11 protein-coding genes are annotated in these 11,149 nt (G+C 39.8%); 6 read left to right on the forward strand and 5 right to left on the reverse strand.

The window, feature by feature from the left end; genetic code table 11:
- Positions 1–432 precede the first annotated feature (432 nt).
- Positions 433–957, forward strand: a complete 525-nt coding sequence (locus tag BM015_RS18565) for a transposase (protein ID WP_090662340.1) — start codon at positions 433–435, stop codon at positions 955–957.
- A 53-nt stretch (positions 958–1,010) separates the two neighbouring features.
- Here BM015_RS18565 and BM015_RS18570 read toward each other — a convergent pair whose 3' ends face one another.
- Positions 1,011–1,331, reverse strand: coding sequence for a hypothetical protein (locus tag BM015_RS18570; RefSeq protein WP_143075922.1), 321 nt, complete (start codon positions 1,329–1,331; stop codon positions 1,011–1,013).
- 18 nt (positions 1,332–1,349) lie between these two features.
- A complete protein-coding gene (gyrB, locus tag BM015_RS18575) occupies positions 1,350–3,323 on the reverse strand; it encodes a DNA topoisomerase (ATP-hydrolyzing) subunit B (RefSeq protein WP_090662343.1) in 1,974 nt (657 codons plus the stop codon).
- Positions 3,324–3,496: 173 nt separating this feature from the next.
- Between gyrB and BM015_RS18580 the strand changes: the two genes are divergently transcribed.
- Positions 3,497–3,787, forward strand: coding sequence for a hypothetical protein (locus BM015_RS18580; protein WP_090662345.1), 291 nt, complete (start codon positions 3,497–3,499; stop codon positions 3,785–3,787).
- Between the two features lie 130 nt (positions 3,788–3,917).
- Here BM015_RS18580 and BM015_RS18585 read toward each other — a convergent pair whose 3' ends face one another.
- Positions 3,918–5,528, reverse strand: a complete 1,611-nt coding sequence (locus BM015_RS18585) for an acyl-CoA carboxylase subunit beta (protein ID WP_218148555.1) — start codon at positions 5,526–5,528, stop codon at positions 3,918–3,920.
- 119 nt (positions 5,529–5,647) lie between these two features.
- Here BM015_RS18585 and BM015_RS18590 point away from each other — a divergent pair, with 119 nt between their 5' ends.
- On the forward strand, positions 5,648–6,553 hold the full coding sequence (locus BM015_RS18590) for a sugar phosphate nucleotidyltransferase (RefSeq protein WP_090662349.1): 906 nt from the start codon (positions 5,648–5,650) through the stop codon (positions 6,551–6,553).
- 88 nt (positions 6,554–6,641) lie between these two features.
- On the opposite strand, the gene BM015_RS18595 is transcribed toward BM015_RS18590, so the two are convergent.
- Complete coding sequence (locus BM015_RS18595; RefSeq protein WP_245751495.1) at positions 6,642–7,751, reverse strand: S1 family peptidase; 1,110 nt, start codon at positions 7,749–7,751, stop codon at positions 6,642–6,644.
- Entirely contained in the window at positions 7,751–8,314 is a 564-nt protein-coding gene (locus tag BM015_RS18600) for an RNA polymerase sigma factor (RefSeq protein ID WP_090662353.1), read from the reverse strand. Before BM015_RS18600 ends, BM015_RS18595 begins: the two co-directional genes overlap by 1 nt.
- Positions 8,315–8,458: 144 nt before the next feature.
- Here BM015_RS18600 and BM015_RS21630 point away from each other — a divergent pair, with 144 nt between their 5' ends.
- From BM015_RS21630 to BM015_RS18615, 3 genes are all read left to right on the forward strand, one after another.
- Entirely contained in the window at positions 8,459–8,635 is a 177-nt protein-coding gene (locus BM015_RS21630; RefSeq protein WP_177191958.1) for a hypothetical protein, read from the forward strand.
- A gap of 412 nt (positions 8,636–9,047) precedes the next feature.
- On the forward strand, positions 9,048–9,878 hold the full coding sequence (locus tag BM015_RS18610) for a prephenate dehydratase (RefSeq protein WP_090662358.1): 831 nt from the start codon (positions 9,048–9,050) through the stop codon (positions 9,876–9,878).
- A 2-nt stretch (positions 9,879–9,880) separates the two neighbouring features.
- Positions 9,881–11,032, forward strand: a complete 1,152-nt coding sequence (locus tag BM015_RS18615; protein WP_090662359.1) for a pyridoxal phosphate-dependent aminotransferase — start codon at positions 9,881–9,883, stop codon at positions 11,030–11,032.
- Positions 11,033–11,149: the final 117 nt, after the last annotated feature.

The following is an 11,149-nucleotide window of genomic DNA, read 5'->3' on the forward strand; positions in this document are numbered from 1 at the left end:
CCCCATCTGGCGCAAGGTACTGTCTGTAATTCCAAATAATTTTAAGTGTTATTTTTGCAAAAGCCGAGAGGATGCAAACGACGATACTCCGCCCTTGTTGGTGTTGTCACCAACAAGGGATTTAATAAACGAAGCCATCATCATTCGAGAAAGCAATAATTAGAAAGATGTTTATATACATTTATATAAATGCTTTCAAAATGACAATCCAGGAAATAAAAGATAAACTCGTAAAAAAAGCCGTTGTGTTTTCTACAGGAGGTTTCAGACCTGCAAATTCAGAAAATGAAAGCTTCGCCCTTGTTGGTGTTGTCACCAACAAGGGATTTAATAAATGAAGCCATCATCTCGAATTTGTTGGTCAGAAGACCAACAAAGGCATCCGTTCCAGTTAAACGGCAAAAACTTCGCTTAGATTTGTACCTTCCACAAATGAAATACAATTCAGCCTATCACCCCCAATTCATCACCGCAACCATTTTAGAATGGAAGCATTTATTACAGGATGATGCATTTAAAAATATTATCATCAGCAGCCTGCAATTTTTACATAAAGAAGGCAGCATTGTTATTTACGCATTTGTTATTATGCCCAACCATATTCACATGATATGGCAAATACAGGATGGCTATGTACAGGATAAAATACAGCAACGTTTTTTAAAATTTACAGCACAGCAAATGAAGTTCAGAATGATGGATGAAAGAAATAAAATGCTGAATGATTTTTTAGTAAAAGCTAAAGACAGAACCTACCAAATATGGGAACGCAATTCATTAAGCATTGACCTGTGGACTGAAAAAGTTTTTCTTCAAAAGCTGAATTATATTCATGATAATCCCTGCAAACATCCCTGGTACCTGGCACAATATCCGGAAGAATATAAATATTCATCGGCTAAATTCTATTATTCAGGAATTGATGATTTTGGTTTTTTATCACATTATCGTGGATGAACCTTTGTTGGTGACAACACCAACAAAGGCGCGGAATTGAAGTATTTAAAAATCTATCTTCCGCCTGTCCAACAGGCTATTGTAATAGCTAATGCAATGTGCGTAAATAGAATAAGATAAATAACTTCTTTGTATTTTTCAGAACGCTTAAAGGCATCTAATATAAATCCGTAAATAGGATATTGAAGTATTGCCATTACAATAAATGGCGCTGTAATTTGACCAACTAACGGAAGACTAATTAAGCAAAAAGGAAATAAAAATATTGCGGGCGCATAACTTCCATGCCCTGCGCCTGCAAAGAATATTGCGATAACCAATAATGGAATGGTAAGCAAAGAAAATAAAATAGCCCACTTGTACTTTCGTCTCATATAAATACAGAGCATTTCCTAAATATCAATCTTCGCATACTTAGCGTGGCTTTCAATAAAGCTGCGGCGCGGCGCCACCTCATCACCCATTAGCATGCTGAACACTTCATCGGCATTGGCCAGGCTTTCAATGGTTACTTTTTTCAGGGTGCGCCTTGCAGGATCCATAGTGGTTTCCCATAACTGTTCTGCATTCATTTCACCCAAACCTTTGTAACGCTGCACATGCACGCTGTCTTCCCTCCCGTTGCTTAATTTCTCTACCCATAATCTCCGTTGTTCTTCATCAAAAGCGTATTCCTGCTCTTTTCCTTTTTTAACAAGGTAAAGCGGCGGCTGGGCAATATAAACATAACCCTGCTCCACCAGTTCTTTCATATAACGGAAAATGAATGTGAGGATCAATGTTGCGATGTGCGAACCATCCACATCGGCATCGGTCATAATAATGAGTTTATGATAACGAAGCTTTGCCGTGTTCAATGCCTTAGGATCTTCCGGCGTGCCAATGGTTACGCCCATTGCTGTGAAAATATTGCGGATTTCTTCGTTCTCATAAATCTTATGCTCCATTGCTTTTTCCACGTTCAATATTTTACCGCGCAAAGGCAAAATAGCCTGGAAAGTCCTGTCGCGGCCCTGTTTGGCCGTGCCACCGGCACTGTCGCCCTCAACCAGGTAAAGCTCACATTTTTCAGGATCACGGCTGCTGCAATCGGCCAGTTTACCCGGCAAACCGCTGCCACTTAAAACCGTTTTACGCTGCACCAGTTCACGCGCTTTTCGGGCAGCCACACGGGCCTGCGCCGCCAGCACAACTTTACTTACAATATTCTTGGCTTCCCTTGGATTTTCTTCAAGATAAGCTTCCAATGCCCTTGCCACCGTTGTTTGAACAATACCGCTTACTTCACTGTTACCAAGCTTGGTTTTGGTTTGGCCTTCAAACTGCGGCTCCGGTACTTTTACGGAAACAATAGCGCTTAAGCCTTCGCGAAAGTCATCGCTTTCCACTTCCACTTTTGCTTTTTCAAACAAACCGTTCTTATCGCCATAAGTTTTAAACACGCGGGTTATGGCCGTACGAAAACCGGAAACATGCGTTCCGCCTTCAATGGTGTTGATATTATTTACGTAAGAAAAAATATGCTCTTTAAAATCGTCGTTATAGGTAAGCGCCACTTCAACCGCCACATTGCTGGCTTCATCAAAACCTTCTACGTATAATGTTTTTGGCAAAAGCGAATTGCGCTTGCCGCTGCGGTCGAGCATTTCCACAAATTCCACTATACCGCCTTCGCTGTAAAAAATCTTTGAATACGTGTTGCCATTCTCATCGCGTTCACGCAGGTCATTTAAAACAATGTTGATGCGTTTATTCAAATAACCCAATTCCCGCAGGCGGCTTTCCAGGATATCCCTGTTATAAACAGTGGCTTGAAAGATTGTTGTATCAGGCCAGAAATGAATACGTGTGCCTGTTTTTTCAGATTCGCCAATCTCCCTTACGGCATATTGAGGGATACCTGTATGATATTCCTGCTCATATATTTTCCCATTCCTTTCAACGGTAGCATGCAGCCGGGTACTTAAAGCATTTACGCAGCTTACCCCTACGCCATGCAAACCGCCCGAAACTTTATAAGTGTCTTTGTTGAATTTACCACCCGCATGCAGCACTGTCATTACCACTTCAAGCGCACTGCGTTTTTCCTTGGCCATAATACCTGTGGGAATACCGCGGCCATCATCCTGCACGCTTATGCTGTTGTCTTCATGTATGGTTACAATAATATTCTTACAATAACCGGCCAGGGCTTCATCAATGGAGTTATCCACCACTTCATATACCAGGTGATGCAAGCCTTTTACGCCTACATCTCCAATATACATGGCAGGCCTTTTACGCACTGCTTCCAAACCTTCTAAAACCTGAATACTTTCTGCACCATAATTTGCCTGAGATGGGGAATCCTGCTGTTGTTCGTTCATAAAAAGTAAGAGAGAAAAATAATCGTTATATCTAAAAATTTAGCGTGCAAATTTAAGAAAAATTAAGGGCTTTTCCCAATTAAAAGCAGGATTCGTCACAGTTTTTGCGAATTGTTGTTAGATGTTGAAAACAAGGCATTTTATCCACATTTTTTAACTATAAGAACAATATTATGAAAGTAAAATTTCTTCTGCCGGTTTTAGCAAGCATTTTCTTTGCAGGCGCATGCAGCAATAACTCATCTTCTACGGAGAGCACAAGCCCCGGCGTTGGTGATAGTACAACAACCAATCCTGCCAGCGATGCCATGGATTATCATAACGACCAGCGCCAGCGGATTCCAACGCCTGATTCATCTAATGTGATAGGAACAGATACCATAAGCGGCACTGAAGCCACACCTAATACGGGCACCAACAAACAATATAACAATCAAAAAGGCGACAGCACTAAAAAGGAGTAATACAAATGTTGATTATATTTCAGGTGGGTGGTGGGTGATGAAACGTCAATCTTGAAGCGTGTATTCCGCATTTTTTACTCACCATTCACCATTGACAACTCATCACAATATTGTTTCAGGGCACATTATTTTATACCTGGAACACGCCTGTTTTAAATTCCTTTATATCAGGGTTATGATTGGCCGCGGCAATGCCTTCGCTTATCAGTTTCCTGGTATCAGCCGGGTCAATTATATCATCAACCCAAAGGCGGGCTGCAGCATAATAAGGCGTGGTTTGTTTATCATAGCGGGATTTTATCTGGTCAAGCAATTGCTGCTGCTCTTCTTTACTTACATCCCTTCCTGCAACCTGTATTTGCAATAAAGTTTTTGCAGCCTGGTCCCCACCCATTACCGCAATTTTTGCACCCGGCCAGGCATATATAAAACGCGGATCGTAAGCCTTGCCGCACATGGCATAATTGCCCGCGCCATAACTGTTGCCGGTAATAAAGGTAAACTTAGGCACAACAGAATTGGCAACGGCATTTACCAGCTTGGCGCCATCTTTAATTATGCCAGCATGTTCGCTGCGGCTGCCTACCATAAAGCCGGTTACATCCTGCAGAAAGACCAAAGGGATTTTTTTCTGATTGCAGTTAAGAATAAAGCGCGCCGCTTTATCTGCACTGTCATTATAAATAACACCGCCCATCTGCATTTCACCTTTCCTTGTTTTTACAATCAGCCGCTGGTTGGCCACGATGCCAACGGCCCACCCGTCAATTCTTGCATAACCACAAACAATGGTTTTACCATACTCTTCTTTAAACTGGCTGAAACTGCCCGCATCAACAATACATTCAATAATTTCAGCCACGTCATAAGGCCTGGTATTATTTGCATGCATGATTGTGTAAATATCTTTTACATTCCTTGCAGGAGAAATTGATTCAACACGGTCAAAACCGGCAAATACAGGCCTGCCCAGTTTACTGATGATGGCTTTTATTTTGTCGAGACATTCGTGTTCCGTTGCACACTTATAATCAGCAATACCGCTTATAGCATTATGCGTTTCTGCACCCCCCAGCGTTTCCACATCAATATCTTCGCCAATAGCCGCTTTAACAAGATAGGAGCCTGCTAAAAATATGCTGCCGTTACCTTCAACCATTAAAGTTTCATCACTCATAATTGGCAGGTATGCGCCGCCGGCGACGCAGGCTCCAAGCACTGCCGCTATTTGCGTAATCCCCATGGCGCTCATTTGTGCATTGTTGCGAAACACACGGCCAAAATGTTCTTTATCGGGGAAAATTTCGTCCTGCATGGGAAGATAAACACCAGCGCTGTCAACAAGATAAATAACAGGCAGATGGTTTTCCATAGCTATTTCCTGCATACGCAGGTTTTTCTTGCCAGTTATAGGAAACCATGCACCTGCTTTCACAGTTTGATCGTTGGCCACAATAACACATTGCCTGCCGCTCACATAACCAATGCCCGCCACAGTGCCACCGGCGGGACAGCCACCCTGTTCGCCATACATTTCATAACCGGCAAATGCGCCTATTTCAATAAAAGGTTTGTTGTTATCAATTAAATAATCAACTCTTTCCCGTGCAGTAAGTTTGTTTTTTTGCCTTTGTTTTTCAATGGATTTTTTTCCGCCGCCTTCTTTTATTTTATCAAAGCGTGCCTGTTTCTCATTCAATAAACCCTTCATCCATGTTTCACCGGAATTAATATTATTCATACGAACAGTCATTAGTTAAACAAATATAGGGAAGTTGCTGCCGGATGCTTCAATCTAAATCAATGGCATAGTTTAAGCTGAATTTATTAGTTTCGCAACCCTAAATAATATCAATATCTATGCAATCAACACTGGTAATTTTAGCAGCAGGAATGGCAAGCCGTTATGGAAGCATGAAGCAAATAGAAGGATTTGGGCCATCGGGCGAAACAATAATGGAGTATTCAATTTATGACGCCATTGAAGCAGGCTTTACAAGGGTGGTTTTTATCATCAGAAAAGATTTTGCTGACAATTTTAAAAGTATTATTGAACCTAAATTAGAAGGTAAAATAGAAGTTGATTATGTATACCAGGAACTTACCAGTTTCACCGAAGGATACAATATTAACCCCGAAAGGGTAAAGCCCTGGGGCACTGCGCATGCCGTGCTTTGCTGTAAAGGCAAGATAAAAGAACCTTTTGCTTTAATTAATGCAGATGATTTTTATGGTAAAGATTCTTTCAGGAAAGCATTTGATTTTTTACAAACCCGCTGCAATGAAAAAACCTACGCTTTAATTGGTTATGAATTGCCCAATACATTAAGCGAGCATGGAAGCGTGAGCCGCGGCGTTATCTCAGAAAATGAAAAACATGAAATGGCAGGCATTAAAGAATGCCTTAAAATTTATAAGAAAGGCGATGCCATTATTTATGAAGATGAAGAAGGTGGCTTAACAGAATTACCGGAAGATACCAAGGTGAGCATGAATTTCTTTTGTTACGCACCGGGCATTATTGATTTGTGTGAAGAACAGTTTAAAGAATTTTTAGCTAAGAACAGCCAAAGCCTTAAAGCCGAGTTTTTAATTCCAACCATGACTGATTATTTCATAAAGTCAGGCAAAGGGCGTGTTGAAGTAATTGTAACATCTGCAAAATGGTTTGGCGTAACGTATAAAGAAGATGCGCCAGTTGTAAAAGCATCTGTTACGCACCTTGTAGAAAAAGGCGAATACCCGGATAATTTATGGAAACAATAAAAAGGTAAGCCCGTAGCCTATTTATTCTAAAATAAAAATCCCGCCAAAAGCGGGATTTTTAATTCAAAGGTTGCTTTAATTATTTTATCTATTTATATGTTTTGATAAGAAAAACATAATCCTCAGCTTTCTTTATCTGGCTTACCCTGTCCATATTTTTTAATGAAGTACCTGAAGGCATTTTTAGTCTTTTGAGCGAAGTATCCTGCGATTTCAGGCTGTCAATCATACTGTAAATATTATTTGCCTTTAGTGCAAAAACAACATCTTCTGTTTGGGACTGTCTTGTTGTTATAATGCCTATTATTTCTCCGTTTTTGCTGAATACAGGCGCACCGGAATTACCAGGGCTGACGGTAAGGGAAAGCTGGCAGCTTGATGTATCACCTTTATAACCTGTTTTGGCACTGAGGTAACCAACACCACAAACAATTTCTTCGCGGGGATAGCCCAGTGTAAAAAGCTCTTCACCTAAATCAGGCTGGCCGCGGCGAATTGAATACGGCAAATTCTTTACTGTTTTATAATCATTGTCAACAATCTGCAAAACAGCCAAATCTTTTGAATGATCTATGGAAACAATCTTTGATTTGTATTCATGCCCGTCTTTATCCGTAACAATAGCGCCGCTTCCATCCAGTACGTGGGCATTGGTAACCAAAAATCCTTTGCCATCAATTAAAAAAGCTGTGCCGCCGGATTTTACAATGGCACCTTTGGGAATTTTTGTATCGGCAACTTCTTTCAGTGCATTATTGGTTTGTATTTGCGATTTTTTTATTTCCGCAATATCCCTGCTTAAACGCTCCAGTTGGGTTTTATTGGCGGCAGGTGAAAAGTACATGGCCAGTGCGCTGATGAACAGGGCTGTGATGCAGGCAATAGAAGCTGCAATAGCAGTTACCTTTTTATAACGGTGCCATAACTGAACTACTTTGCCGGTAACACCTTCCGGTTCTTCACTATTCCTGATCTCGCCGGTTATAGAAAGTTTTGAGTGAATAGTGTGAAGAGACTCTTTAAAATGTTTTACATCGGCATATTCATCCATCTGGTGCAGGAATAATTTGTGCTCTACCACCATCTGGTCTATAGCCGGGTTGCTTGTGCGCAACTCTTCAAAAAACTTTTTTTCGTCTGGAAGCATGCGGCCTTCCAGGTAACGTTCTATTGAATTAAGTAAAAGTATATCTTCCATCACTCGCCTATATTATACTGGGAAAAGAATAATTTTTTCAAACGCATAAGGCATTTATATTTTTGATTTTTTGCATTGTCAGCATTTGTGTAACCAAATAATAATGCAATCTCATCCATGCTCTTTCTTTCTATATAAAATGCTTCGAGCAAACTTTTACAGGGTTCTCCCAAACTGTTCAAAGCCCTGTGCATTATACCAAGTTCAGCATCTCTCCTCTCATGAATTTCAATGTCTTCATCAACTGCTACGGAGTCAAAATTTTCAACGCCATTGGTTGTCTTACCCAATTGCTGAAGTCTTTTTAACCAAAGCCTGCGGCTTACGGAATAAATATAAGTTTTAAGCTGGCTGGTAAGTACGAACGATTCAGATTTAGCTTTTTGATAGAGCGTTATCATCGCTTCCTGAAAAATATCCCTTGCTTCGTCATAAGTTCCGTTGTTATTAATAATAAAGGCAAGAACCATGTTAAAGTTGTCTTTGTATATGGTTTCTGCGGCTTTAGAATCGTTGTTTGCCAGTGCTTTTAATAATAATTGTTCGTTCGAATCGCCCTTCACGCCGTGTGTAGTTTAATACCTGATTAAAGTAAAAGTAACCCAAATATTGCTGCAAGTTTCCGGAAAAAAAATTTTAAAAACATGGGTTACCTATGTTGCATTTGGGTATTAAAACAAAAATTACATCACAAAAAACACAAACACATGAAAAAATTATTGGTTGTTTTAGCTATCGGTACTTTTGCAGCTTGCAACAGCACTAGCACTACTGAAACTACAGAAGATACAACAACTGTAGCTCCTGCTGATACATCTGTAGCTACACCGGATACATCTATGATGGCTCCTGTAGATACTACTTTATCTGATTCTACTCATTAATTAAATTCGTTAAAAGCTAAACAAGCATGTTCAGAGTTGAGGTGGTATGCTTGCGCCGGAATGTTTAGCCTGATCGTTTTTCATATGGCAAGCAATCGTTAGAGGCCGTTCCGTTTCCACGGAAGGGCTTTTTTCTTTTCGGCCATTAAAATATTTCTGTTTTAAAAATTTGATGAATAATTTCTTACTGTTACTTTTGTGCCCCAAAATGCAAAAGACTATCACATATACCTTTTTCTACTTCTTTTATTTTAAAGGAATAGCCGGGTAATATGTGTACACGAAATACATTTATGAATCCCGGCTACAAAAGGCCGGGATTTTTTATTATGAAACGCCTATATAAAATTTCACACATGGAAATGCATATCAGGGCGTTCCGGAAGGCCATTAAAAAAACAAACTTGCACGAATGAAACATGAAGTTTACATCCAGGGCTACGAAGGCAGCTTTCACCAGGCCGCTGCCATAAAATTTTTAGGAAAAGAAATAGGGGTAAATCCATGCGCCACTTTTAATGAGCTTATAAAAAAAGCCTCGGTTAAAAATGAAAGCACGAGGGCCGTTATGGCAATTGAAAATTCTATCGCCGGCAGCATTTTAGCTAATTATAACCTTCTTCAAAAAAGCAACCTTACCATTATAGGCGAAGTGTATCTGCAGATTGACCAAAACCTCATGGTTAACAAGCATGTTGAACTGGAAGATATAAAAGAAGTGCACTCCCATCCCATGGCCTTGCAGCAATGTTTTGCATATTTAGATAAGTATAACTGGAAGCTGATTGAAACAGAAGATACGGCATTAAGCGCCAAACATATCTATCAGCATAAAAGCAAACATATTGCCGCTATTGCAAGCAAGCTGGCCGCAGAATTATTCGATCTTAAAATAATTGCCCCGCACATTCATACACTAAGAAATAATTACACCCGGTTTCTTGTATTGCAGCATTCAGATTTTTCCCAGCCTGTTGAAAACGCAAACAAAGCATCAATAAACTTTCATACAGATAATTCAAAAGGCAGCCTGGCAAAAGTGCTAACAAGGATTGCTGATACCGATGTTAACCTCAGCAAGCTGCAAAGTTTTCCTATTCCTGGCACCAATTTCAAATACAGTTTTCATGCAGACCTTGAATTTGAAAACCTTCAGCAATTTGAAAAAGTGATAGAAGAAATAAAGCCTGTTATTGAACACTTAAAGATTTATGGCGTTTACAAAAACGGTAAACTAAAATAATTATGATTACAACCGCAGCACGTTTAAACAGTGTGCATGAATATTATTTCTCACAAAAACTAAGAGAGATAGATGCACTGAACAAACAGGGAAAAAATATTATTAACCTCGGTATTGGCAGCCCTGACATGCCGCCGCATCCTGATGTTATTAAAACATTGCAGGAAGAAAGCACAAAACCAAATGTGCATGGTTACCAAAGCTATAAAGGTTCGCCTGTTTTACGTAATGCTTTTGCCAACTGGTACCAGCAATGGTATAAAACCAATTTAGATGCTGACACAGAAATACTGCCGCTCATAGGCAGCAAAGAAGGCATTATGCATATCTGCATGACTTATTTGAATGATGGCGATAAAGTGTTGGTTCCAAATCCCGGTTATCCCACTTACAGAAGCGCCATACAACTTGCCGGCGGTATTTGTATTGATTATGAATTAAAGGAAGCAAACAATTATTATCCTGATTTTGATGCACTTGAAAAAAATGATTTATCGAAAGTAAAATTAATGTGGGTTAATTACCCGCAAATGCCGACAGGCCAACCCGCTTCGATAAAACTATTTGAACAGTTAATTGCATTTGGCAAAAAGCACAATATTCTTATTTGCCACGATAACCCTTACAGTTTTATTCTGAATGATGAGCCTTTAAGCATTTTAAGTGTTGAAGGCGCTAAAGATGTTGCGCTTGAATTAAATTCTTTAAGCAAAGCGCAAAATATGGCAGGCTGGCGCGTGGGTGTTTTATGTGGAAATAAAGAAAGGATAAGCGAAGTACTGCGTTTTAAGAGTAACATGGATAGCGGCATGTTTCTGCCGGTTCAGCTGGCTGCGGCCAAAGCTTTATCGTTAGGGAAAGACTGGTATGAAAGCATTAATGCGGTTTATGGAAAAAGACGTGAAAAAGTTTATGAACTGCTCGATGCATTGCATTGCGATTATTCCAAAAATCAGTCGGGCATGTTTATGTGGGCAAAAATTCCTGCAGGTTTTGAAAATGGTTATGCTTTAAGCGATAAAGTTTTATATGAAAGCAATGTATTTATTACGCCGGGCGGCATTTTTGGGAATAGCGGCGATAATTATATCAGGATAAGTTTATGCGCAACGGAAGATAAAATAAGTGAAGCGATTGAAAGAGTAGGGAATTAGGAATGTGTAATTGAGGATTAGGTTAATTAATTCAAGTTGCTAGTTAATCAGGTAAGCTTATCAAGAGTAAACCCAAGAATAAACATTACCAGTTTTATTAAAAACCCTTTGAAAGTT

This window comes from Parafilimonas terrae, assembly GCF_900115755.1.
GTDB lineage: Bacteria > Bacteroidota > Bacteroidia > Chitinophagales > Chitinophagaceae > Parafilimonas > Parafilimonas terrae.